Raw genomic sequence first — 21,995 nt, 5'->3', positions numbered from 1 at the left:
CCGGTGCTCAGTCCGCGGACCCCGGGGCGTACGTCCCGAAGCTCCACACATTGCCCTCCGCGTCCCGCGCCATGTAGTCGCGCGAGCCGTAGTCCTGGTCCGTGGGCGGCATCAGGATCTCCACCCCGTGCTCCACCGCCCGGGCATGGTGGGCGTCGACCTCGTCGACCACGACGTACACACCGCACGGCCCCGCGCCCGCCATCGCCTTGGCGAAAACCCCCTCACGGCCTTTGGAGCCGAGCATCACCCTGCCGTTGCCGCAGGACAGCTCCGCGTGCAGCACCACGCCGTTCTCCCCCTCGTAGACCGCTTCCTCAGTGAACCCGAGCCCCTTCGTGAGCGTCCTGATCGCGGCCTTCGCGTCGTTGTACAGAATCGTCGGATAGACCGTCGGAACCCCGGCCGGTGCGCCCGCCATGGCGCTCACCCCTTTTCGCACTCCGCCTGACCTGGCTCTGTGATGTGCGTCTCAGTCTTGCGCCGGCCACTGACAACGGGCCGGAGCGGCTCAGCGGAAGGTGTTGCAGTCGGCCATGTCGCCGCTGCGGAAGCCGGTGGTGAACCACTGCTGGCGCTGCGCGGCCGAGCCGTGCGTCCAGGACTCCGGGGTGACCTCGCCCTGGAACCTCTCCTGGATCCGGTCGTCGCCCACCGCCGCGGCCGCGTCGAGCCCGTCCCGGATGTCCGCCTGCGTCAGCGACGTGATCAGCGGCCGCCCGGTCGCTTCGTCGGGCGTGGTCGTCGCGTGGTGCGCCCAGACCCCGGCGTAGCAGTCGGCCTGCAGTTCCACCTTCACCGCGTTGCTGTTCGAGCCCGTACGGCTGTCCTGCGCCCGGCTCAGCGTCCCCATCTGGTCCTGCACATGGTGGCCGTACTCGTGCGCGACGACGTACGCCTCGGCGAACGGGCCGCCGCTCGCTCCGAACTTCGTCCGCAGTTCGTCGAAGAACCCCAGGTCCAGATAGACCTGCCGGTCGCCCGGGCAGTAGAACGGCCCCACCGCCGAGGTCGCCGCGCCGCAGGCGGTGCCCACCCGGTCGGTGAACAGAACCGTCCGCGCGTTCCCGTACTTCGCCTCCCGCCGGGCGAATTCCTGGCGCCAGAAGTCCTGCACGCTGTTGACCACGGCGACGGTCCGACAGTCGTCCCTGGTATTGGCGTCCTGGCCGGTCCGGCAGCTCTGTTCGACCTGCGCCGCCGACGACGCGGTCGCCGTCGTGCCCGAGTCGCCCGACGATAGACCCAGCTGGTCCGGGCCGACGCCGAAGAACAGCCCCAGGATCAGCGCGATGATGCCGACGATGCCGCCGCCCACCGTGGCCCTGCCGCCCGGGATGCGGCTGCCGCGCACGTCCTGGACCTCGGACGTGTCCAGATCGGCGTCGTCGTCGAACTGCATGGGGGCACCACCCTCTGATCCGGCTGCGGCTGCCTCACCGCCCTGCGCCGAGTATCGGATAGATCATCACGACATGCCCCTTTTCGGTGACAGGGTGCAGCGGACCGGCCGCGCAGGGCGAGTGCCCGGGGCGTCTGGAGGGGCAGCGGCAGCAGCACGCGGGAAAGCAGTTGCACACCGCCAGTAGACTGAGTCCCATGGCAATTCTCCTTGTGCACTAGACGGCGTCGAGATAACTCCGCCCGTCGTCCCGCCCGCCGTCCATACCGCCCTGGAGTTTTACCCGTGATCACCGCTTCCGGCATCGAGCTGCGCGCCGGCGCCCGCATCCTCATCGAGTCCGCCTCCTTCCGTATCGCCAAGGGCGACCGCATCGGCCTCGTCGGCCGTAACGGAGCGGGCAAGACCACCCTCACCAAGTGCCTCGCCGGCGAAGGCGTACCCGCCGGCGGCACCATCACCCGCTCCGGCGAGGTCGGCTACCTCCCGCAGGACCCGCGCACCGGCGACCTCGACGTCCTCGCCCGCGACCGCATCCTCTCCGCCCGCGGTCTCGACGAGATCCTGCGCAGGATGCGGGAGAACGAGGAGCGGATGGCGAACGGCAAGGGCGCCACCCGCGAAAAGGCGATGAAGAAGTACGAGCGCCTGGAGACGGAGTTCCTCACCAAGGGCGGATACGCCGCCGAGGCGGAGGCCGCCACCATCGCCGCCGCACTCAGCCTTCCCGACCGGGTGCTCGGACAGCCGCTCCACACGCTCTCCGGCGGTCAGCGCCGCCGGGTCGAGCTGGCCCGCATCCTGTTCTCGGACGCCGACACCCTGCTGCTCGACGAACCGACGAACCACCTCGACGCCGACTCGATCGTCTGGCTGCGCGACTACCTGAAGAGCTACCGCGGCGGCTTCGTCGTGATCTCCCACGATGTCGACCTCGTCGAGACGGTCGTCAACAAGGTCTTCTACCTCGACGCCAACCGCTCGCAGATCGACATCTACAACATGGGCTGGAAGCTCTACCAGCAGCAGCGCGAAGCCGACGAGAAGCGCCGCAAGCGCGAGCGCCAGAACGCCGAGAAGAAGGCCGCCGCCCTCAACTCGCAGGCCGACAAGATGCGCGCCAAGGCCACCAAGACGGTGGCCGCGCAGAACATGGCCAAGCGCGCCGAGCGGCTGCTGTCGGGCCTGGAGGCCGTGCGGGTCTCCGACAAGGTCGCCAAGCTGCGCTTCCCCGAGCCCTCGCCCTGCGGCAAGACGCCCCTGATGGCGGAGGGGCTCTCCAAGTCGTACGGCTCGCTCGAGATCTTCACCGACGTCGATCTCGCCATCGACAAGGGCTCCCGCGTCGTCATCCTCGGCCTCAACGGTGCCGGCAAGACGACTCTGCTGCGACTCCTCGGCGGCGCCGAGACGCCCGACACCGGCGAGGTCATCGAGGGCCACGGACTCAAGCTCGGCTACTACGCCCAGGAGCACGAGACCCTCGACCCGGACCGCTCCGTCCTGGAGAACATGCGCTCCGCCGCCCCGGATCTCGACCTCGTCGAGGTCCGCAAGACGCTGGGCTCGTTCCTCTTCTCCGGCGACGACGTCGACAAGCCGGCCGGGGTGCTCTCCGGTGGTGAGAAGACCCGTCTCGCGCTGGCGACCCTGGTGGTCTCCTCCGCCAATGTGCTGCTCCTCGACGAGCCGACGAACAACCTCGACCCGGCGAGCCGGGAGGAGATCCTCGGCGCGCTGCGCACGTACAAGGGTGCGGTGGTGCTCGTCACGCACGACGAGGGCGCGGTCGAGGCGCTCCAGCCCGAGCGGATCATCCTGCTGCCGGACGGCGTCGAGGACCTGTGGGGCGCGGACTACCAGGACCTGGTCGCACTGGCCTGATCCCGGGCCCCGGCCGTTCCTGTCGGGGTCTTCGCGGTCCCTGATCCACTCGGACTGGATCATTCGGCCCAGTCGTGATCCATCATCTGTGTGAGGACCTCTCGTACCGCGGCGCGGCGCCCGGCAGATAGCTGCCGGGCGCACCCATGTGGGGCCGCGCTCTGTGCACGGCCCTGACCTGGTCGTTCGTCCCCGGGGCGCAGCAACTCGCCTCCATAGCACTGCGGAATGCGTGATTCCGCTTGTGAGGGCGCATTCCCGGGGCGCAAAACCGGTCGTACGGACCTTGCCGAATGGGTGGCCAGGAAGCCCCCGAGGGGTGATCATGAGAGTCCAGAGCGCACTTCCCATGAGGAGGCACGGGTGGCCGAGACTCTGAAGAAGGGCAGCCGGGTGACCGGCGCCGCGCGCGACAAGCTCGCGGCAGACCTGAAGAAGAAGTACGACTCCGGTGCGAGCATCCGGGCGTTGGCCGAAGAGACCGGCCGCTCCTATGGATTCGTCCACCGGATGCTGAGCGAGTCCGGAGTCACTCTGCGAGGACGCGGCGGAGCGACGCGCGGCAAGAAGGCCGCCGCGGCCTGACGGCCGTCGGCGGATCGGGACACGTCGCAGGACGGACGTGCCCGGGGGCTTACCGGTTTCGGCGGTGGCCACCCGGTCGATCGTGCGGTCGACCGGGTGGTTACTGTTCAGTCACTTAGCTCGACATGCTGACTGCACCCGATCCCGGAGGCGCCCCATGACCTCGCTCGACTCTGTGCTCGACCAGGACGGCGTACGACTCACCGTCGATGACGCGGTTGCCACGGTGACTCTCACCAATCCGGCCAAGCGCAACGCTCAGTCCCCCGCTCTGTGGCGGGCGTTGACAGCGGTCGGACGGGCACTGCCCGGCAGCGTGCGAGTCGTCGTGCTGCGCGGCGAGGGCAAGTCCTTCTCCGCCGGCCTCGACCGGCAGGCGTTCACCCCCGAGGGGTTCGACGGCGAGCCGTCCTTCCTCGACCTGGCGCGTGGCTCGGAGTCCGAGCTCGATGCGACCATCGCCGAGTACCAGGAGGCGTTCACCTGGTGGCGCCGCAACGACATCGTGTCGATCGCGGCCGTCCAGGGGCATGCCATCGGTGCCGGCTTCCAGCTCGCCCTCGCCTGCGATCTGCGGATCGTCGCCGAGGACGTGCAGTTCGCCATGCGCGAGACCAGCCTGGGTCTGGTCCCCGACCTCACCGGCACGCACCCCCTGGTGAACCTGGTGGGGTACGCCCGCGCGCTCGAGATCTGCGCCACCGGCCGCTTCGTGTACGCGGAGGAGGCCGAGCGCACCGGTCTCGCCAACCTCGTCGTCCCCGCCGACCAGCTCGACGCGGCGGCCCGCGACCTCTGCGCCGGGCTGCTGGCGGCCCCGCGCGATGCCGTCGTCGAGACCAAGGCACTGCTGAGCGGCGCGGTCTCGCGTACGTACGAGGACCAGCGTGCCGCCGAACGCGCCGCACAGAGCCGTCGCCTGCGCGACCTGGCGGGCGTCACCGACTGAGACGACGGCATCCGGCCGGTGCACCCGCGTCCGAGGGGCGCGGCACAGGCCGCGCGCCCGCCGCCGACGGCGGACGTGGGCGCACCGGCCCGGTCTGCCGTCACCGGCGGGGACGGAGCCCGTCCACACCTTTCACCCGTCCTCCACCACCGCGGTGACCAGCACCGTGACCGGCGGATGCCCGTCCACGGCGTCCGCCACCGCCGTACGCACCGCCCGTGCCACGTCGAGCGCCCGGTGGTCCGCGGTCGTCGCCAGCTCGACCCGCACATGGTCCGGCGCCGTGTGCACCGCGCTGCCCAGCACCCTGGTCAGCGCCGCGACGCCGGGAACCCCGGCGGCCGTGGTCCCCGCCGTGCCGTCCGGCTCCACTGCGCGCACCGCTGCCGGTTCCGGCACCGGCCGCTCCGGGGCCGCGTCCAGCAGCTCCGTCACCCGCAGATCCACCTCGTCGACCACCAGGCCCAGCCGCTCCGCGGCCGCCGTCAGCAGCGCCGAGCGCAACGCGGCCGCGGCGGCGGGCAGTGGCTGCTCGGCTGTCGCCGACATGGTCGCCTCGATCCGGAGCGGCCCGGGCGGCAGCGCACTCGGTGGGGCCGGCAGTTCGGGGCGCGGGGCGGCGTCCGGGTCCGCCACCGCGATCCGTACGTCACCGAGCACAGGGCCGGGGCCCGGCGCCCCCGTCACGCGGCGCAGCACCGCCACCGCCGCCCGCTCCGAGATCCACGCCCCGTCCGCCGGACCGCCCAGAGGGAGCAGCCGGCCCAGGCCGAGTCTCTGCCGTACCGCAGCTGTCCATCCGTCGGCCCTGTGCGGGCTGTCAGCCGTCGTCATGGGTCCAGCCTGCCGCATTCGCGGCGCGGGATCGGGCAAGCGCACCTAATGTGGGCAGCGAAGTCCGACCCTGTCCTGAAGGGAAGAGTGGCGATGACCGAAACCCCACAGCGGACCCGGCCCGAGAACCCCGACCACGCGGCGGGGGACGACGGCAGAAGGAACCCGCTGACCAAGCGCGGTGGCGGAGACCCCGCCACCCGTGGCCGTACCACCATCGCCGACGGCGTGGTCGAGAAGATCGCCGGCATGGCGGCGCGGGACGTGGTCGGTGTCCATGCCATGGGCAGCGGCCTCTCCCGGACCTTCGGCGCAGTACGCGACCGGGTCCCCGGCGGCGGCAAGTCCGTGACCCGCGGCGTCAAGGCGGAGGTCGGCGAGCTGCAGACCGCGCTCGACCTGGAGATCGTCGTCGACTACGGAGTGTCGATCTCCGAGGTCGCCCGTGATGTGCGTGAGAACGTCATCGCAGCGGTCGAACGGATGACTGGACTCGAGGTCGTCGAGGTCAATATCGCGGTCAGCGATGTGAAGCTGCCCGACGAGGAGGACGAGGAAGAGTCCGAGACGCGTCTGCAGTAGGCCTCCCACCCGCAGCAGTTGAGGAGCGCATGATGAGCATGGCTGTGGTCGGCCTGGTGGCCGGCATGGCGCTCGGATTCGCCGGATACTTCGGTGGATTCGGGGCCTTTCTGCTGGTCGCGGCATTGGGAGCGGTCGGCTTCGTCGTCGGCCGCTTCCTGGACGGCGACCTGGAACCCGGCGACTTCTTCCGAAGTCGCGAACGCGGCGACCGACGGCGGTGACGGCGGTGTCGGGGGTGCTGGACAGGATTCCCGCCGCGGAGCGCGGAGCGACCCGGATCGCCGACCGGGTGGTCGCGAAGATCGCCGCGCAGGCGGCGAAGGAGGCGATCGACGAACCGCCGAAGGAAGGCGCCGCACCGCACGCCACCGTCACCGTGCACCGTGACACCGCCCGGGTACGGGTCAGTCTCGAACTCGCATACCCCACCGACATCGGCCACCAGTGCGGTGCCGTGCGTCGACGGGTCACCGAACGGGTAAGAGCGTTGGCGGGCATGGACGTGCCCGAGGTGGTCGTACAGGTCGAGCGTCTGTACCCCGCTGGAGCGAGCGTCGCGGCACAGGGGAGGATCCGATGACCGAGCCCCAGGACCCGGGGAGCAGCGCGCGGGACCTGCCCACCGACGGCCCCGCGGAGCACGGCGGAACGGTGGCCCTGGACCAGTCGGCCTCCGCCGCGTCGTACGATCCGTCGCCGACGAAGGAGCACAGCGGCGACAGCGCCGGCCGCTTCTGGTCCGCCCGCCGCGTTCCTGCCGGCCTGGTCGCGCTGGTGGTCCTCGGCGGCACGGGACTGCTGCTGTACGACGTGGCGGCGGTACGGGCCGGCCGTCCGGCGATGCAGTGGCGCCGTTCGCTCGCCGACGATCTGGCGCAGCGGCACCTGAGCAACGCATGGGTGCTCGGCGGTGCGGGCGTCGCCATGGTGATCGGCCTGTGGCTGATCGTCCTCGCTGTCACGCCCGGCCTGCGCGACCTGCTGCCGATGCGCCGTGACCGCCCCGGTGTACGGGCCGCGCTCGACCGGACCGCTGCCGCCCTGGTTCTGCGTGACCGGGCCGTCGAGGTGTCCGGTGTGCAGTCGGTACGGGTCCGGATGGGGCGCAGCAAGGTCGTGGTGCGCGCCGTGTCGCACTTTCGTGAACTCGACGATGTACGGGCCGACTTGGACACCGTGCTGGCGGCAGGCATCGACGAACTGGGTCTGGCGCGACCGCCGGGCCTGTCCGTGCACGTCCGCCGTCCGGCGAAGAAGGGGTGACCGCGGTGCTCACGACCGTCAACCGGATCCTGCTCGGCCTGGCCGGGCTGGTGCTGATCTGCGGCGGCGGCGCGGTGCTCGCTGCCGGGCTCGGTCTCTCCGTACCCTCCTGGTGGCCCTGGTACGGCAAGACCGATGTGCCGCTTTCCGAAGCGGACCGCGAACGCTGGCGCGCCGACGGCTGGTGGTGGCCCGCCGTGATCGTGGTTCTCGCCGTGCTGGTCATCCTCGCCCTGTGGTGGCTGCTCGCCCAACTGCGCCGCGCCCGCCTCGCCGAGGTGCTGGTCGACAGCGGCGACGGCGCGGGGGCGCTGCTGCGCGGCCGGGCCCTGGAGGGCGTTCTCGCCGGTGAGGCGGGGACGCTGGACGGGGTGGCCCGTGCGCACGTGATGCTGGTCGGCCGGCGCAGTTCGCCACAGGCCCGGATCAGTCTCCTGATGGAACCGCACGCGGCTCCGGGGGAGGCACTCGGCCGTCTCACGGACGAGGCGCTGGCCCACGCCCGGGACTCGGCGGGTCTGGCGGAACTGCCGGCCGAGGTGCGGCTGCGGGCCGTCAGACATCGCGCGGAACGCGTGAGCTGACGGCCGCGGCAGCGGCACCGGGGAAGGCGGCCGTCCGGTGGACGCCCACCGGTGCCCCCTCAGAACCCGTGCCGCACACCCCCGTCCACCGGAACCATGATCCCCGTCAGATACGACGCCGCGGGCGACAGCAGGAAGGCCGCCGTGCGGCCGAACTCCTCCGGAGTCCCGTACCGGCGCAGCGGAATGCGCGCCTCGGCCGCCGCCCGCGACGCCTCCGCATCGCCGGACAGGGCGTCCAGCTCCCGCACCCGGTCCGTGTCGATCCGGGCGGGCAGCACCCCCACCACGCGGATGCCCCGTGGGCCGAGCTCGTCGGCCAGGGACTTGGCGAATCCGGCCAGGCCCGGCCGCAGACCGTTCGAAATGGTCAGCCCGGCGATCGGCTCATGGACCGAGCCGGAGAGCACGAAGCCGATGACCCCGCCCTCGCCGAGCGCCGCGGCCGCAGTGCGGGCCAGTCGTACCGCACCGAGGAACACCGAATCGAACGCCGACTGCCACTGCTCGTCCGTGTTGTCGGCGGCAAAGCCGGGGGCGGGCCCGCCGACGCTGATCAGGATGCCGTCGAGCCGCCCGAACCGCTCGTGCGCGGCGTCCACCAGCCGCTGCGCCGCGGCGGGTTCCGCATTGTCGGCGGTGAGACCGACCACGTCCGGACCCAGTTCGGCGGCGGCCGCCTCGACCCTCTTCTCGTCACGGCCGGTGATGATCACCTTCGCGCCGTCCGCCACCAGCTCCCGAGCCGTGGCGTTCCCCAGTCCCCGGGTCGCGCCGGTGACGATGTACACACGTTCCTTCAGTCCAAGATCCATGGCCCCTATCCTGCCGCCTCGGTCTCCAGCATGTCTTCCCCGGTCAGGGCTACGGCGGTGCCCACCAGTCCGATATGGCTGAACGCCTGAGGGAAGTTGCCGAGCTGCCGCTGCGCCACCGTGTCGTACTCCTCCGCGAGCAGCCCCACGTCGTTGCGGAGTGCGAGGAGCCGCTCGAAGAGCTCCCTGGCCTCTTCTGCGCGACCGGTCAGGAGCAGCGCGTCCGCCAGCCAGAACGAGCACGCCAGGAACGCCCCTTCGCCGCCCGGCAGCCCGTCGATCGAGACGCCCTCCGTGCTGTAGCGGCGGACCAGCCCGTCACTGCCCAGCTCGGCCCGGACCGCGTCGACCGTGCCGATCAGACGCGGATCGTCCGGCGGCAGGAATCCGGTCCGCGCGATCAGCAGTGTCGCGGCGTCCAGGTCCCGGGAGCCGTACGACTGCGTGAAGGTGTTCCGTACCGGGTCGTAGCCCTTCTCGCACACCTCCCGGTGCACGGCGTCGCGCATCACCCGCCACCGGCCGGCGTCCCCGGCCAGCGACGGGTTCGCCTCCAGGGTGGACACCGCCCGGTCGGCGGCCACCCACGCCATCACCTTCGAGTGCACGAAATGGCGGCGCTGGCCGCGGATCTCCCACAGTCCCTCGTCCGGCTCGCGCCAGGTGGACTCCAGGAACCCGAGCAGGCTGAGCTGCAGGCTCCAGGCGTGCGGCTGGTCGGCCATGCCCGCCTCGCGCGCGAGCCGGAGTGAGTCGATGACCTCGCCGTACACATCGAGCTGGCGCTGCCGGACCGCCGCGTTGCCGATCCGGACCGGGCTGGAGTTCTCGAATCCGCGCAGCCACGGCAGCTCCACTTCGGGCAGCCGCCGTTCGCCCGACAGGCCGTACATGATCTGCAGGTCGGCCGGGTCCCCGGCGACGGCGCGCAGCAGCCAGTCCCGCCAGGCGGCTGCCTCCTCCAGATAGCCGGCCGAGAGCAACGCGTTGAGCGCCAGGGTGGAGTCCCGCAGCCAGCAGTAGCGGTAGTCCCAGTTCCGTACGCCGCCGATCTCCTCCGGCAACGAGGTGGTGGTGGCCGCCACGATGCCACCGGTCGGGGCGAAGGTGAGCGCCTTGAGTGTGATCAGCGAGCGGATCACGGCCTCGCGGTACGGGCCCCGGTACTTGCAGCGGGCCGACCACTCGGCCCAGTCGGAAAGGGTGTTCTTCAGCGCCTCGTGCGGATCGACGAGGTCGGGGCGCGGTGAGTGCGAGGGGTGCCAGGTCAGTACGAACGCCACCTGCTCGCCCGCGGAGACGGTGAACGACGAGCAGGTGGAGAACTCCTGCCCCCATGTCTTGACCGGCGGCTCGCTGCGCAGCCAGACCGAGTCGGGTCCGGCGACCGCCACCCGGTGCCCCTGCGAGCGGCGCACCCACGGCACGATGGAGCCGAAGTCGAAGCGCAGCCGGAGCACCGACGCCATGTCGACGGTTCCGCTGACCCCCTCGACGATCCGCATGACGTCGGGTTCCTGGTCGCGCTGCGGCATGAAGTCGATGACCTTGACCGTGCCGGTGCGGGTCTCCCAGTACGTCTCCAGGACGAGGGAGTCACCCACATAGCCTCGCCGGGTGCAGGTGTCCGCACCTTTCGGGGCGATGCGCCAGTGGCCGTTGTCGTCGTCGCCGAGCAGAGCGGCGAAGCAGGCACCCGAGTCGAAGCGGGGCAGACAGAGCCAGTCCACAGAACCGTTCCTGCCGACCAGGGCGGCTGTCTGCAGATCGCCGATGAGGGCGTAGTCCTCGATACGTGGGGTCACGTTCTGCCGTGTTCCCGAACCGGGGCCCTGCTAAGCAGCCGGTGTCCCACGGGCGGACGCAGTCACCGGCCGGACCGGCGCGGCACCTCGCGTCAGGCCGTTGCGGGTTCGGGCTTCTCCGGCGTCGCCTCCGGCTCCCCGGCGGCCTCGGCCTTTGCCTTGGCCGCCGCCTCCACCCGGTCACGCTTCTCGCGCCGGGCGAGCACCACGTATCCGACCGGCACACCCGCGGCGAACAGCCACCACTGGACCGCGTACGCCATGTGCGGACCGATGGAGCTGTCGTCGGGGGCCTCGATCAGCTCCGGAACGTCGCCGGACGGCTCGGGTGCGGTCTGCTCGATGTAGCCGCCGAGAACCGGCCGTGAGAGCGCCCTGGCCTGCTGGGCGCTGTTGATCAGCATCACCTGGCGGTCCGGGAGGTCCGACAGGTCCTTGATGCCGCTGGTGCCCGTCGTCTCGTCGGCCTTGAGCCGTCCGGTGACGGTCACTTCGCCCTTGGGGACGGCCGGGATGTCCGGGAAGGCGCGCTGGTCGGCGGCGGTGGGGATCCAGCCGCGGTTGATCATGACCGTACCGCCGCCCGTGAGGTCGAGCGGGATCAGTACGTGGAAGCCGATGCTGCCGTCGGTGGAGGTCCGGCGGCGCACGACGACCTCGTGCTCCGTGTCGTACGTCCCCGTGGCCGTCACCGCACGCCAGTAGTCGGAGCGCGGGACGGTGTGCCCCGGGGAGGTGAGCGTGGCGACCGGTACCGGCTTCGCCTCGAGGTTGTGCGAGATCAGGGAGTTCTGCGCCACCCGGTGCTCATGCCGGTGGAGCTGCCAGAAGCCCAGCTCGACCATCGTGGGAATGAGGACGAGGGTGATCAGGGCGAGGATCAGCCACTGCCGGGTCAACAGGAAGCGGTACACCCCATGACGGTACAACTGCGTCATGGGGTGCATGGCGGAGGGGGTGGAAGAAGGCGCGCGGCGGCCTGCGATCAGACTTTGTCGATGATCCCCACCTTCCCCTCGGCCCGGGCGCAGTGACCGCCGCAGAACCAGTGCCCGTCGACCTCGACGCCCTGCCCGATGACCTGGACCCGGCAGTGCTCGCAGATGGGCGCCATGCGGTGGATGGCGCAGGAGAAACAGTCGAAGACGTGCACCGCGCCCTGCGCGTGCACCTCGAACGACATGCCGTAGTCGTTTCCGCAAACCTCACAACGTGCCATGCGCCACAGGGTGGGATGCCGGGATGCCGGGCGGCGAGCGGCGGACGGGCGAGTCGCCCCCGGTTCACTCCGATGACGGCGTCGGCAGGGGAGCGGCCACGGGTGCCCCGGTCGTCACCGACACCTGCGCCACGTCCCGCAGCAGGTGGGTGAATGCGCTCTCGTCCACGATCGGTGTGCCGAACGCCTTCGCCTTCACCGTCTTCGACGTCGCCGCGTCCGGGTCGTTGGTGACCAGCAGACTGGTCAGCCGCGAGACGCTCGTCGCCACGTGCAGTCCGGCCTCGACCGCCCGGTCCTCCAGCAGTTCACGGTCGATGGAGGTGTCCCCGGAGAACGCCACCCGCATGCCCTGCATGAGAGGTTTGTCCTTGTCGTACCGTCCGGGATTCGGATACGGGCAGGCCGGCCGCTTGCGCGAAGGGCGCCAGCTGCCCTGGCTGCCGTACGAGGGCTGGTAGCCGACCCGCGGGGTGACCGGGGAGTCCGACCACTCCGTGAGCGGACGGCACTCCAGCAGCGGCAGCCGCACCCCGTCGCGCGCCGCCGCATGCAGGCTCGGCCGGAACGCCTCGGCCAGCACCCGGGCATCGTCCAGCGCGTGGTGCGCATGCTGCTGCACGACTCCGAAGTGCGCGGCCAGCGAAGCCAGCTTGTGGTTGGGCAGCGGCAGCCGCAGCTCCTTGGCGAGGGCGATGGTGCAGAGCCGGTGCTCGACCGGGGCGACGGCTGACGCGCGCGCGTACTCCCGGGCCAGCATCGACCAGTCGAAGGCGGCGTTGTGCGCGACGAGGACGCGGCCCGCGAGCCGCTCGGACAGCTCTGCGGCGACCTCCGGGAAGAGCGGGGCACCCTCCAGGACGTCGCTCGTCAGACCGTGGATCCAGACGGGTCCGGGGTCCCGCTCCGGGTTGACGAGGGTGTACCAGTGGTCCTCGACATTGCCCTGCGCGTCCAGCCGGTAGACGGCGGCGGAGATTATCCGGTCGTCCCGGGCGAGTCCGGTGGTCTCCACGTCGACGACCGCGTACCCCTGCGGGTAGGCGGTCGGCCACGGTGCTGCGGTCTGGCGGTCGTCGAGCATGGTCACAGAGAATACGGGCCGGGACTGACACCCCCGTATCCGGGAGCCGTCCGTCCGGCCCGGTGTTCCGGACCGGGCGGGTCGGTCCGCGCCCGGTGACGGGACCCGATGAGACCATCCCCGGGTGATGTATCCCCAGGCCCATCAGGAGCCCCACGGCAGTGGCATCGGCGCACGGCTGAACTGGCTGCGCGCCGCGGTCCTCGGTGCGAACGACGGTGTCGTCTCCACCGCGGGTCTCGTCGTCGGCGTCGCCGGGGCCACCGGCGACCGCGGCGCCCTGCTGACGGCGGGCCTCGCAGGGCTGCTGGCCGGCTCCATGTCGATGGCCGCGGGCGAATACGTATCGGTGTCCACCCAGCGCGACTCGGAACAGGCCGCGCTGGCGACGGAGAAGCAGGAACTGCAGGAAGCGCCGGAAGCGGAACTCGTCGAACTGACCGGCCTGCTGGAGGGCAAGGGCCTGAGCCGGGACGTCGCCCGCGAGGCCGCCCTGCAGCTCACCGAACGCGATGCGCTGCGCGCCCATGCGGTCGTGGAGCTGGGCATCAACCCGGACGACCTGACGAACCCGTGGCATGCGGCGGGTGCGAGCTTCCTGGCGTTCACGGTGGGGGCCCTGCTGCCGCTCCTGGCGATCGTGCTGCCGCCGGCGCCGCTGCGGCTGACCGTCACGGTCCTGGCGGTGCTGGCGGCGCTGGCGCTCACGGGGTGGTGGAGCGCGCGGCTGGGCGACGCGGCGGTGGGGCGTGCCGTGCTGCGGAACATGTGCGGGGGAGCGGTGGCCATGGGGGTCACCTATGCGGCGGGGGCGCTGCTGGGGGCGGCAGGCGTCTGATCCGGTACGGGTGTTGGCAGAAGTGACCAAAAGCTGCTGACGTCGCGTCTCGCATACTTGTTGGTAACAACGTCTAGTCCCCGGCCGCCCACCGGCTCTACGGTGCTCGCATGGAGCCGAACCTGCCCGATGTCGTGCTGTGGTCCATACCGGCCTTCGTCCTGCTCACTGTTGTCGAAATGGTCAGCCACCGCATTCACCCGGATGAGGACGCCGCCGGGTACGAGACCAAGGACGCCGTCACCAGCGTCTCCATGGGTCTCGGCAGTCTCGCGTTCGATCTGCTGTGGAAAGTCCCCATCGTGGCGATCTACTCCGCGGTCTACGAGCTGACCCCGCTCCGCGTCCCCGTCCTGTGGTGGACGATCCTGCTGATGCTGCTCGCGCAGGACTTCCTCTACTACTGGTCCCATCGCGGCCACCACGTCATCCGGATCCTCTGGGCCTGCCATGTGGTCCACCACTCCAGCCGGAAGTTCAACCTCTCCACCGCCCTGCGCCAGCCCTGGACCTCGCTGACCGCCTGGCCGTTCTACGTTCCGCTCGTCGCCTGCGGTGTCCATCCGGCGGCGCTGGCGTTCTGCTCGTCGGCCAACCTCGTCTACCAGTTCTGGGTGCACACCGAGCGGATCGACAAGCTGCCCCGGCCCTTCGAGTACGTACTGAACACGCCCTCCCACCACCGGGTGCACCACGCGTCCCAAGGCGGCTATCTCGACCGGAATTTCGGCGGCATCCTCATCCTCTGGGACCGGTTCTTCGGCTCCTTCGCCGCCGAGACCGAGCGCCCCGTCTACGGGCTCACGAAGAACATCGCGACCTACAACCCGCTGCGCGTCGCGACCCATGAGTACGCCGCCATCGCCCGCGACGTACGCGCCGCGGGCAGCTGGGGCGAGCGGGCCGGGCGGATCTTCCGCGGCCCCGGCTGGGAGCCGGCGCCGACGGCCGCCTCGACGGCCACCGCCCCGCCTGCCGCCACCGCCGTCCCCGCCCAGGAAAGCACCGGATGAGCACCGACACCGGCACGGATCCGAGGGCACGTTTCGTACGCCCCCTGCTCATCGCGTTCCTCGTCGCCTGCGCCGTCGACCTCTTCGGTGTCCTCACCTACACCGGGGCCGCCCATCTCGTCGCCAAGCCGCTGCTGATGCCGTTGCTGGCCGGGTACGCCGCCGCCCGCCGGGGCCCCCGGCTGCTCGTCGCGGCGCTCCTCTTCGGCTGGGGCGGCGACGCCCTTCTGCTGGCCGGCTCCGATACCGCCTTCCTCATCGGCATGGGGTCGTTCGCCGCAGGCCATGTCTGCTATCTGTGGCTCTTCGGACGCGCCCGCACCTCCCTGGTGCTCGCAGCGGCGTACGCCGTCTTCCTGGCCGGCTTCCTCGCGCTGCTCTGGGGCGGGCTGCCCGCGGACCTCCGGATCCCGATGGCCGGGTACAGCCTGCTGCTCACGGCCATGGCCTACCGGTCCAGCACCTGCGGCCGGTACGCCGCGCTCGGCGGGGCGCTCTTCCTGCTGTCCGACGCGCTCATCGCCACCGGCATCGCCGACTGGCCGCAGCTGCCCGCCCCCGACTTCTGGGTCATGCTCACCTACCTCGTGGCGCAGTTCCTGCTGACCGTCGGGGCGCTCGCGCCGGGTGCGAAGTGGGTTGTCGTCCCCTCCGGGGCGTACCGTGAGCGGGGTATCAGAATCTGAGACGAACGAGGACCTCCACGCATGCGCGCCACCGTCATCCACGCCCCCCACGACATCCGTGTCCAGGAGGTGCCGGACCCTGTGATCCAGCAGCCCACCGATGTGGTGCTGCGCGTCCTGCGGGCCTGTATCTGCGGCAGCGACCTGTGGGCGTACCGCGGCGAGGCCGCCCGGGAGCCCGGCCAGCGCATCGGCCACGAGTTCATCGGGATCGTCGAGGAGGCAGGACCGGAGGTCCGGGGCTTCGCGGCCGGTGACCTCGTCGTCGCCCCCTTCGTCTGGTCCGACGGCACCTGCGAGTACTGCGCCGAGGGCCTGACGACGTCCTGCCCGCAGGGCGGCTTCTGGGGCTCGGTCGGCTCCGACGGCGGGCAGGGCGAGGCCGTGCGTGTCCCGTTCGCCGACGGCACGCTGGTCAAGCTCCCGGCCGCCGCCGCGTCCGACGACCGCCTGCTCACGGCGCTCCTGGCGCTGTCCGACGTGCTCGGCACGGGGCACCACGCCGCCATCGGCGCGGGCGTGAAGCCCGGCAGCACGGTCGCGGTCGTCGGTGACGGGGCGGTCGGCCTCTGCGGCGTCATGGCCGCGAAGCGGCTCGGCGCCGAGCGGATCATCGCGCTCGGCCGCCACCAGGTGCGCACGGACATCGCCCGCACCTTCGGCGCCACCGACGTCGTCGCCGAGCGCGGCGAAGCAGCCGTCGCGGCCGTACGGGAACTGACCGGCGGCGCGGGCGCCCACGCCGTGATCGAGGCCGTCGGCACCGAGCAGTCGATGCGCACGGCGGTCGGGATCACCCGCGACGGCGGCTCGATCGGCTACGTCGGCGTGCCGCACGGCAGCGGCACCGGCCTCGACCTCGGCGTCATGTTCGACCGGAACATAGCCCTGCGCGGCGGCGTCGCCCCCGTGCGCACGTACATTCCGGAACTGCTCCCCGACGTCCTGGCCGGCACGATCGACCCGTCGCCCGTCTTCGACCTCACCATCGGCCTCGACGAGGTTCCCGCCGGCTACAAGGCCATGGACCAGCGCTCGGCGCTGAAGGTCCTCATCAAGCCGTAGTGGTACGCCACTTCGGCTCATCCGCGCCCAGCCGGCCCGGCGGACGTGACCAGTCCGCCGGGCCGCCCGCGAAGGCGACCGGCGGCAGGGCGTACCGCAGCCGGCCGAGCGCGCTGTCCGCGGTGGCGAGGTACTTCTCGGCGTCGTACGGCTGCGACGCGCCGGAAGCGGCAGGAGCCTGCGCGAGCCCGTCGCACAGCCAGTGCGCCGTCTGCCCGAGCGCCAGCCGCAGCAGCCGCGAACCGCCGTCGTGGTGCTGCCCGGTCAGCGCCCGCAGCACGCCCGCGGCCAGCAGGTAGCCGGTGCCGTGGTCGAGGGCCTGCGCAGGCAGCGCGCCCGGAGCTCCGGCGTCCCCCTCCGCGGCCGCGATCCCGGTGGCGACCTGCACCAGACTGTCGAAGCCGCGCCGCTCCTGCCACGGCCCGTACCGCCCCCACGCGGAGACCTGGGCCAGCACCAGACCGGGACGGCGTACGGCGAGCTCCTCCGGAGTCAGTCCGTATGCCTCCAGCGAGCCCGGCCGGTACCCGGTGACCAGCACATCGGCGGCGGCGAGCAGTTCGTCGAACGTCGCCCGGTCCGCCCGGTCGCCCAGATCCAGGGAGACCGACCGCTTGCCGAACCCCGTGTCGTTGTGGGCGTCCTGGCTCTCCGGCAGCCGCGGCGCATCGATCCGCAGGACGTCCGCACCCAGCAGCGCCAGCGTGCGGGTGGCGACCGGGCCGGCGAGGACCCGGGTCAGATCGAGGACCCTGAGCCCGGCGGCGGGCAGCAGCGGCGAGGCGGGCAGCGGGGCGGGACGGCGCGGCGCCACGGCGGCCGGGCCCTCGGTCCGGTCGAGCGTCAGCAGCGGGCGCGCCGCGATCGCGGCGCCCTGCTCGTGCGCCGCCCACTGCCGCGGGGTGCGCAGGGCGACGGCCAGGCCGCCCGCGGCGTACACCGTCTCCTCGACCTCCACCGCGCGCCGTTCGGCGAGTACGGCGGCCGCCGTGTCCGCCCCGGCGTCGGCGGCGAGGCCGAGCGCGGCGAGCAACCGGGCCCGGTGGTGCGGGTAGTTGGCATGCGTACGGACCCAGCCGTCGGCCGTCCGCCAGAACCGGGACAGCGGGGCGAACGTCGTCGGCGCGCGTCCGTCGATGCGCAGATGACGCTCGCTGAGGAACGCGGTGGCCACCGCACCGTCGTCGACCCGGACCCGCTGCACCGCGCCCCCTGTGCGGCACGCCGCCAGTTCGGCGGCGGCCAGGGAACAGACGGCGACGGTGGAACGGGCCAGCTCCATGACCGGCAGCCGTGCGGGCAGCAGTCCGGCCGGTCCGCCGCCGTCGACACGGTCCAGAAGCGCGGGATCGCCGCCGAGGGCGGCCCAGGCCTGCCCCGTACCCGAGTCCGGCGCTTCGGCCACAGCTGTCATGTGTGTCATGACCGCACTATGGCACTGCGTGCCACGACGGTACGGCACAGGGGCCGGGGAACTCGGTCCCCGGCCCCTGCCTCCGAACGATCACCCGCGGACGATCACCGCGGGACCTTTACCAGCGGACCGCGTCCAGTGCGTCCACGACACCGGCGCCGTAGAAGCCGTTGCGGTTCGTGGAACCCTCGCAGACGGCGTCGATCGTGCCGTCACCGTTGATGTCGTACGGCGCGCCGCACGCGGTGGCGTCCGCCTCGACCGTCAGCAGCGCCTTCACGGCGGCCGCCGAGGCGTGCAGGTGCGACGACTTGATGAGGGCCACCACACCGGCGACATGCGGGGAGGCCATTGACGTACCGGCCTTGTAGCCGTAGCCGCCGCCCGGCAGCGTCGACAGGATCAGACCGCTCGTGGCCGGCGGTGCGGGCGTCTGGTAGACGGTCGAGTCGCCGCCCGGGGCGGCCACATCGATGACCCCCTGACCGTAGTTGGAGTAGGAGGCCTTGAGGCCCTTGGCGCCGGTCGCGGAGACCGTCACCACGCCCGGCAGCATCGTCGGGATGTCGAAGCAGGTGCGCGGGTCGACCGTCCGGTGGACCGGCGTGGTGTCGTTCGGGCTGGTCGAGTCCTCCAGCTCGTCGGCGGCCAGGTCCTCGCCGCTGTTGCCGGCCGCGGCCACGTTGACCGTGCCCCTGCGCTCCGCGTACTGGGTGGCGCGGGTGACCGCCTCGACCAGGGCGCCCTGGTCGGGGTCGTTCTTGCAGTTGTACAGCCAGGGGTCGGTGTAATAGCTGTTGTTCGTGACATCGACGCCGTGCTCGGCGGCCCAGACGAAGCCGCAGACGACGGCCTCGGTGTAGAAGAACCCGCTCGGGGTCGCCACCTTGATGCCCGCCACCTTCACGCCCGGCGCGACGCCGGTGACGCCGATGCCGTTCTTCGCGGCGGCGATGGTGCCCGCGACATGCGTGCCGTGGTCGCTCTCGCCGGCCTTCGGGCGCCACGAGCCGTCCGTCGTGTCCGGCGCGCCGGTCACGCAGTTCGCCGACGCCTGACGGTCGAAGTTCGGCGCCAGGTCCGGGTGCGTGTCGTCGACACCCGTGTCGATGACCGCGACCGTGACCTTGCTGCTGCCCAGCGACACCTGGTGCGCCTTGTCCGCCTTGATGGCGGGCAGGTCCCACTGGAGGGGCTCCAACGGGTCCTGACCGGCCGTCGCGTTCGCGGACGCGGTCCGTGCCTGCTCGGCGGAGAGCGGCTGCTCGACCCCGATGTCCTTGGTGGCCTGCGGAACGATGGGGTTGGTCCGGGTCGCACCCGCCGACTCCACACCCTTGACGCGACGGATCGACGCGGCGAAGGCCGGGTTCTGCGAGTGGACGACGATGACACCGATCTGCTCGTAGGCGATCACCACCGTGCCACCGGCCCGGGCTATCTCCTTCTTCACCTGCTTGACCGTGCCGTGACCGCCGCGGGTGTTGACGACGTACGAGAGCGTCGGGCCGTCCGCCGAGACCGCCGCCGCGGGCAGTCCGTCCGACGGTGCGGCGGATGCGGTACTGGTCGGCAGGAAGCCGAGCGAGGCCGTGAGGGCCAATCCGACGGGCAGCGTCAGCGCGCGCGTCCGTCTGGATCCCAGATGAGCCATGGGGTCTCCACATCATCCGTGTCAGTCGGCCGGACACAGGGTGTGTTCGGCCGCGTACATGAAGAGCGAAGCTATCGCCGATCATCCCGGCTCATCAACGAATTGACGGAACTGCGTTCGAAGTCGAGATCGGCGGGGCGGGTCAAGAAGTGGCGTTCCGCGGTGAACCGATGCGCCGCGCCCCCCGTGCCGTTGTCAGGGGAGGCGCATCACAGGCCCCCCGATACCGAGGTTTTCCGTGAAATCCGTCGTCCCCACAACCGTACCCGCGTCGCGAGGAGATTCCGTGGCTACCGATGCCGATGCACCGCCCCCCGAGGCCATCCCCGACACCGGCCCTGCCCGGCCCGCGACGGAGGAGTTCGTCGCGGTCCAGGAGAGCGCGGAGTTCGCCGAACTGCGGCATGCGCACCGCTCGTTCGCCTTCCCCCTGACCGTCGCCTTCATCCTCTGGTACCTGCTCTACGTGCTGCTGTCGAACTACGCGGCAGGCTTCATGGGGACCAAGGTGTTCGGCAACATCAACGTGGCGCTCGTCTTCGGACTCGCCCAGTTCCTCACCACGTTCCTCATCGCCTGGCTGTACTCGCGCCACGCCGCCGCCAAGCTCGACCCGAAGGCCGCCGCGATCAAGTCCCGTATGGAGGCCGACGCATGAGCGCCGCCCACACCGCATACCCCACGGTCCAGCTCGCCGCCGAAGGCGCGAGCGAGCACCGGCCGTTGATCATCACGCTCTTCGCGTGCTTCGTCGTCGCGACCCTCTTCATCACCGTGTGGGCGGGCCGGCAGACCAAGGACGCCGCCGACTTCTACGCGGGCGGCCGCCAGTTCACCGGCTTCCAGAACGGTCTCGCGGTCTCCGGCGACTACATGTCCGCGGCGTCGTTCCTCGGCATCGCGGGCGCCATCGCGCTCTTCGGCTACGACGGCTTCCTCTACTCCATCGGCTTCCTGGTCGCCTGGCTCGTCGCCCTGCTGCTGGTCGCCGAACCCCTGCGCAACTCCGGCCGCTACACGATGGGAGACGTCCTCGCGTACCGCATGCGCCAGCGTCCCGTCCGTACGGCCGCGGGCGCCTCCACCATCGTCGTCTCGATCTTCTACCTGCTCGCGCAGATGGCGGGCGCCGGTGTCCTCGTCTCGCTGCTGCTGGGCATCACCAGCGACGGCGGCAAGATCGCCATCGTGGGGCTGGTCGGCCTGCTGATGATCGTGTACGTCACCATCGGCGGCATGAAGGGCACCACCTGGGTGCAGATGGTCAAGGCCGTGCTGCTCATCGCGGGCACCGTGCTCATCACCTTCCTGATCCTGCTGAAGTTCCACTTCAACATCTCCGACCTGCTCGGCACCGCGGCCGAGAACAGCGGGAAGGGCAAGGCGTTCCTCGAGCCCGGCCTCAAGTACGGTGCCACCGGCACCTCGAAGCTGGACTTCATCTCACTCGGCATCGCGCTGGTCCTCGGCACCGCCGGACTCCCGCACATCCTGATCCGCTTCTACACCGTGCCGACCGCCAAGGCCGCCCGTAAGTCGGTGAACTGGGCGATCGGCATTATCGGCGCCTTCTACCTGATGACGATCGTGCTCGGCTTCGGCGCCGCCGCGATCCTCAAGCCGGCCGACATCATCGCCTCGAACAAGGCGGGGAACACGGCGGCACCGCTGGCCGCCCTGGAGATCGGAGGCGGCTCCGGCTCCACCGGCGGCGCCATTCTGCTCGCCGTCATCTCCGCGGTCGCCTTCGCCACCATCCTCGCCGTCGTCGCCGGCCTGACCCTGGCGTCCTCGTCGTCGTTCGCGCACGACATCTACGCCAACGTCATCCGCAAGGGCAAGGCCACGGAGAAGGAGGAGGTACGCGCGGCCAAGTGGGCGACCGTCGCCATCGGCATCGTCTCCATCGCGCTCGGTGCCCTCGCCCGCGACCTGAACGTGGCCGGACTGGTCGCCCTCGCCTTCGCGGTGGCCGCGTCGGCCAACCTGCCGACGATCCTGTACAGCCTGTTCTGGAAGCGGTTCACCACCCAGGGCGCCCTCTGGTCGATCTACGGGGGCCTGGCCTCGTCCGTCCTGCTGGTGCTGTTCTCCCCGGTCGTCTCCTCCAAGCCCTCGTCGATGTTCCCGGACGTCGACTTCGCCTGGTTCCCGCTGGAGAATCCGGGCCTGATCTCCATCCCGCTGGGGTTCCTGCTCGGCTGGCTCGGCTCCCTGCTCTCCAAGGAGGAGCCGGACAAGGGCAAGTACGCCGAACTGGAGGTCAAGTCCCTCACCGGCGTCGGAGCCCACTGACGGACGAGGAGACGTCGGAGA

The 21,995-nt window shown here is 71.1% G+C and carries 24 protein-coding genes; 14 read left to right on the top strand and 10 right to left on the bottom strand.

Annotated elements, in window-relative coordinates; all coding sequences use genetic code 11:
* Nucleotides 1-7: 7 nt before the first annotated feature.
* Both LRD69_RS05845 and LRD69_RS05840 read right to left on the bottom strand, forming a co-directional pair.
* The gene (locus tag LRD69_RS05845) at nt 8-421 is read right to left on the bottom strand and encodes a VOC family protein (protein ID WP_277325477.1); all 414 of its coding nucleotides are present in this window, start codon (nt 419-421) and stop codon (nt 8-10) included.
* A gap of 90 nt (nt 422-511) precedes the next feature.
* Nucleotides 512-1,402 carry a neutral zinc metallopeptidase gene (locus LRD69_RS05840; protein ID WP_277325476.1) on the bottom strand — a complete coding sequence of 297 codons (891 nt, stop codon included), beginning with the start codon at nt 1,400-1,402 and terminating at the stop codon, nt 512-514.
* Nucleotides 1,403-1,687: 285 nt separating this feature from the next.
* Between LRD69_RS05840 and LRD69_RS05835 the strand changes: the two genes are divergently transcribed.
* From LRD69_RS05835 to LRD69_RS05825, 3 genes are all read left to right on the top strand, one after another.
* Nucleotides 1,688-3,286, top strand: coding sequence for an ABC-F family ATP-binding cassette domain-containing protein (locus LRD69_RS05835; RefSeq protein WP_277325475.1), 1,599 nt, complete (start codon nt 1,688-1,690; stop codon nt 3,284-3,286).
* 363 nt (nt 3,287-3,649) lie between these two features.
* Nucleotides 3,650-3,871: a helix-turn-helix domain-containing protein gene (locus tag LRD69_RS05830; protein ID WP_007263382.1), complete on the top strand. Its 222-nt coding sequence runs from the start codon at nt 3,650-3,652 to the stop codon at nt 3,869-3,871.
* Between the two features lie 157 nt (nt 3,872-4,028).
* Complete coding sequence (locus LRD69_RS05825) at nt 4,029-4,820, top strand: enoyl-CoA hydratase/isomerase family protein (protein WP_277325474.1); 792 nt, start codon at nt 4,029-4,031, stop codon at nt 4,818-4,820.
* A gap of 132 nt (nt 4,821-4,952) precedes the next feature.
* Here the strand turns inward: LRD69_RS05825 and LRD69_RS05820 are convergent, their stop codons facing one another.
* On the bottom strand, nt 4,953-5,654 hold the full coding sequence (locus tag LRD69_RS05820; protein ID WP_277325473.1) for a hypothetical protein: 702 nt from the start codon (nt 5,652-5,654) through the stop codon (nt 4,953-4,955).
* Between the two features lie 93 nt (nt 5,655-5,747).
* Here LRD69_RS05820 and LRD69_RS05815 point away from each other — a divergent pair, with 93 nt between their 5' ends.
* Genes LRD69_RS05815 through amaP form a run of 5 tightly spaced genes read left to right on the top strand, consistent with a single transcriptional unit; the run spans nt 5,748 to nt 8,086 of the window.
* Nucleotides 5,748-6,236, top strand: coding sequence for an Asp23/Gls24 family envelope stress response protein (locus LRD69_RS05815; protein WP_277325472.1), 489 nt, complete (start codon nt 5,748-5,750; stop codon nt 6,234-6,236).
* Between the two features lie 32 nt (nt 6,237-6,268).
* Nucleotides 6,269-6,460, top strand: coding sequence for a hypothetical protein (locus LRD69_RS05810; RefSeq protein ID WP_277329639.1), 192 nt, complete (start codon nt 6,269-6,271; stop codon nt 6,458-6,460).
* Complete coding sequence (locus LRD69_RS05805) at nt 6,457-6,819, top strand: hypothetical protein (protein ID WP_277325471.1); 363 nt, start codon at nt 6,457-6,459, stop codon at nt 6,817-6,819. Before LRD69_RS05810 ends, LRD69_RS05805 begins: the two co-directional genes overlap by 4 nt.
* A complete protein-coding gene (locus tag LRD69_RS05800) occupies nt 6,816-7,502 on the top strand; it encodes a DUF6286 domain-containing protein (protein ID WP_277325470.1) in 687 nt (228 codons plus the stop codon). The genes LRD69_RS05805 and LRD69_RS05800 overlap by 4 nt, the downstream gene beginning before the upstream one ends.
* Nucleotides 7,499-8,086: an alkaline shock response membrane anchor protein AmaP gene (gene amaP / locus LRD69_RS05795; RefSeq protein WP_277325469.1), complete on the top strand. Its 588-nt coding sequence runs from the start codon at nt 7,499-7,501 to the stop codon at nt 8,084-8,086. The genes LRD69_RS05800 and amaP overlap by 4 nt, the downstream gene beginning before the upstream one ends.
* A 59-nt stretch (nt 8,087-8,145) precedes the next feature.
* On the opposite strand, the gene LRD69_RS05790 is transcribed toward amaP, so the two are convergent.
* The 5 genes from LRD69_RS05790 to LRD69_RS05770 all read right to left on the bottom strand — a co-directional run bounded on the left by LRD69_RS05790 (nt 8,146) and on the right by LRD69_RS05770 (nt 13,015).
* Nucleotides 8,146-8,901 (bottom strand): SDR family oxidoreductase, encoded by a 756-nt coding sequence (locus LRD69_RS05790; RefSeq protein WP_277325468.1) that lies wholly within the window; start codon nt 8,899-8,901, stop codon nt 8,146-8,148.
* A 5-nt stretch (nt 8,902-8,906) separates the two neighbouring features.
* A complete protein-coding gene (locus LRD69_RS05785) occupies nt 8,907-10,706 on the bottom strand; it encodes a glycoside hydrolase family 15 protein (RefSeq protein ID WP_277325467.1) in 1,800 nt (599 codons plus the stop codon).
* Nucleotides 10,707-10,798: 92 nt separating this feature from the next.
* The gene (locus tag LRD69_RS05780) at nt 10,799-11,620 is read right to left on the bottom strand and encodes an SURF1 family protein (protein ID WP_277329638.1); all 822 of its coding nucleotides are present in this window, start codon (nt 11,618-11,620) and stop codon (nt 10,799-10,801) included.
* A 71-nt stretch (nt 11,621-11,691) separates the two neighbouring features.
* On the bottom strand, nt 11,692-11,925 hold the full coding sequence (locus LRD69_RS05775) for a hypothetical protein (RefSeq protein ID WP_078852816.1): 234 nt from the start codon (nt 11,923-11,925) through the stop codon (nt 11,692-11,694).
* A gap of 64 nt (nt 11,926-11,989) precedes the next feature.
* The gene (locus tag LRD69_RS05770; RefSeq protein ID WP_277325466.1) at nt 11,990-13,015 is read right to left on the bottom strand and encodes a DEDDh family exonuclease; all 1,026 of its coding nucleotides are present in this window, start codon (nt 13,013-13,015) and stop codon (nt 11,990-11,992) included.
* A gap of 121 nt (nt 13,016-13,136) precedes the next feature.
* Here LRD69_RS05770 and LRD69_RS05765 point away from each other — a divergent pair, with 121 nt between their 5' ends.
* The 4 genes from LRD69_RS05765 to LRD69_RS05750 all read left to right on the top strand — a co-directional run bounded on the left by LRD69_RS05765 (nt 13,137) and on the right by LRD69_RS05750 (nt 16,611).
* Nucleotides 13,137-13,847: a VIT family protein gene (locus tag LRD69_RS05765; RefSeq protein WP_277329637.1), complete on the top strand. Its 711-nt coding sequence runs from the start codon at nt 13,137-13,139 to the stop codon at nt 13,845-13,847.
* Nucleotides 13,848-13,957: 110 nt separating this feature from the next.
* Complete coding sequence (locus LRD69_RS05760; RefSeq protein WP_277325465.1) at nt 13,958-14,860, top strand: sterol desaturase family protein; 903 nt, start codon at nt 13,958-13,960, stop codon at nt 14,858-14,860.
* Nucleotides 14,857-15,546 carry a lysoplasmalogenase gene (locus LRD69_RS05755; protein WP_277325464.1) on the top strand — a complete coding sequence of 230 codons (690 nt, stop codon included), beginning with the start codon at nt 14,857-14,859 and terminating at the stop codon, nt 15,544-15,546. Before LRD69_RS05760 ends, LRD69_RS05755 begins: the two co-directional genes overlap by 4 nt.
* 21 nt (nt 15,547-15,567) lie before the next feature.
* Nucleotides 15,568-16,611 (top strand): zinc-dependent alcohol dehydrogenase family protein, encoded by a 1,044-nt coding sequence (locus LRD69_RS05750; protein ID WP_277325463.1) that lies wholly within the window; start codon nt 15,568-15,570, stop codon nt 16,609-16,611.
* Here the strand turns inward: LRD69_RS05750 and LRD69_RS05745 are convergent.
* Together LRD69_RS05745 and LRD69_RS05740 are read right to left on the bottom strand one after the other, a co-directional pair.
* Nucleotides 16,601-18,025, bottom strand: coding sequence for a CoA transferase (locus LRD69_RS05745; protein WP_277329636.1), 1,425 nt, complete (start codon nt 18,023-18,025; stop codon nt 16,601-16,603). The two genes, LRD69_RS05750 and LRD69_RS05745, sit on opposite strands and share 11 nt — an antisense overlap.
* A gap of 118 nt (nt 18,026-18,143) precedes the next feature.
* The gene (locus LRD69_RS05740) at nt 18,144-19,679 is read right to left on the bottom strand and encodes a S8 family serine peptidase (protein ID WP_277325462.1); all 1,536 of its coding nucleotides are present in this window, start codon (nt 19,677-19,679) and stop codon (nt 18,144-18,146) included.
* Nucleotides 19,680-19,965: 286 nt separating this feature from the next.
* Between LRD69_RS05740 and LRD69_RS05735 the strand changes: the two genes are divergently transcribed.
* Both LRD69_RS05735 and LRD69_RS05730 read left to right on the top strand, forming a co-directional pair.
* A complete protein-coding gene (locus LRD69_RS05735; protein WP_277325461.1) occupies nt 19,966-20,337 on the top strand; it encodes a DUF485 domain-containing protein in 372 nt (123 codons plus the stop codon).
* Complete coding sequence (locus LRD69_RS05730) at nt 20,334-21,974, top strand: cation acetate symporter (protein WP_277325460.1); 1,641 nt, start codon at nt 20,334-20,336, stop codon at nt 21,972-21,974. Before LRD69_RS05735 ends, LRD69_RS05730 begins: the two co-directional genes overlap by 4 nt.
* Nucleotides 21,975-21,995: the final 21 nt, after the last annotated feature.

It is taken from the genome of Streptomyces sp. JH14 (assembly GCF_029428675.1).
GTDB lineage: Bacteria > Actinomycetota > Actinomycetes > Streptomycetales > Streptomycetaceae > Streptomyces.
The sequence above is the reverse complement of the archived record's forward strand: the minus strand, read 5'-3'. Positions and strand labels throughout refer to the sequence as shown.

What these genes read in the sequence shown, in the direction of transcription:
- LRD69_RS05825 (WP_277325474.1), top strand. Translation starts at nt 4,029, where the DNA reads ATGACCTCGCTCGACTCTGTGCTCGACCAGGACGGCGTACGACTCACC.
- LRD69_RS05820 (WP_277325473.1), bottom strand. Translation starts at nt 5,654, where the DNA reads ATGACGACGGCTGACAGCCCGCACAGGGCCGACGGATGGACAGCTGCG.
- LRD69_RS05740 (WP_277325462.1), bottom strand. Translation starts at nt 19,679, where the DNA reads ATGGCTCATCTGGGATCCAGACGGACGCGCGCGCTGACGCTGCCCGTC.
- LRD69_RS05730 (WP_277325460.1), top strand. Translation starts at nt 20,334, where the DNA reads ATGAGCGCCGCCCACACCGCATACCCCACGGTCCAGCTCGCCGCCGAA.
- LRD69_RS05760 (WP_277325465.1), top strand. Translation starts at nt 13,958, where the DNA reads ATGGAGCCGAACCTGCCCGATGTCGTGCTGTGGTCCATACCGGCCTTC.
- LRD69_RS05765 (WP_277329637.1), top strand. Translation starts at nt 13,137, where the DNA reads ATGTATCCCCAGGCCCATCAGGAGCCCCACGGCAGTGGCATCGGCGCA.
- LRD69_RS05745 (WP_277329636.1), bottom strand. Translation starts at nt 18,025, where the DNA reads ATGACAGCTGTGGCCGAAGCGCCGGACTCGGGTACGGGGCAGGCCTGG.
- LRD69_RS05815 (WP_277325472.1), top strand. Translation starts at nt 5,748, where the DNA reads ATGACCGAAACCCCACAGCGGACCCGGCCCGAGAACCCCGACCACGCG.
- LRD69_RS05800 (WP_277325470.1), top strand. Translation starts at nt 6,816, where the DNA reads ATGACCGAGCCCCAGGACCCGGGGAGCAGCGCGCGGGACCTGCCCACC.
- LRD69_RS05810 (WP_277329639.1), top strand. Translation starts at nt 6,269, where the DNA reads ATGAGCATGGCTGTGGTCGGCCTGGTGGCCGGCATGGCGCTCGGATTC.
- LRD69_RS05750 (WP_277325463.1), top strand. Translation starts at nt 15,568, where the DNA reads ATGCGCGCCACCGTCATCCACGCCCCCCACGACATCCGTGTCCAGGAG.
- LRD69_RS05840 (WP_277325476.1), bottom strand. Translation starts at nt 1,402, where the DNA reads ATGCAGTTCGACGACGACGCCGATCTGGACACGTCCGAGGTCCAGGAC.
- LRD69_RS05775 (WP_078852816.1), bottom strand. Translation starts at nt 11,925, where the DNA reads ATGGCACGTTGTGAGGTTTGCGGAAACGACTACGGCATGTCGTTCGAG.
- LRD69_RS05790 (WP_277325468.1), bottom strand. Translation starts at nt 8,901, where the DNA reads ATGGATCTTGGACTGAAGGAACGTGTGTACATCGTCACCGGCGCGACC.
- LRD69_RS05755 (WP_277325464.1), top strand. Translation starts at nt 14,857, where the DNA reads ATGAGCACCGACACCGGCACGGATCCGAGGGCACGTTTCGTACGCCCC.
- LRD69_RS05845 (WP_277325477.1), bottom strand. Translation starts at nt 421, where the DNA reads ATGGCGGGCGCACCGGCCGGGGTTCCGACGGTCTATCCGACGATTCTG.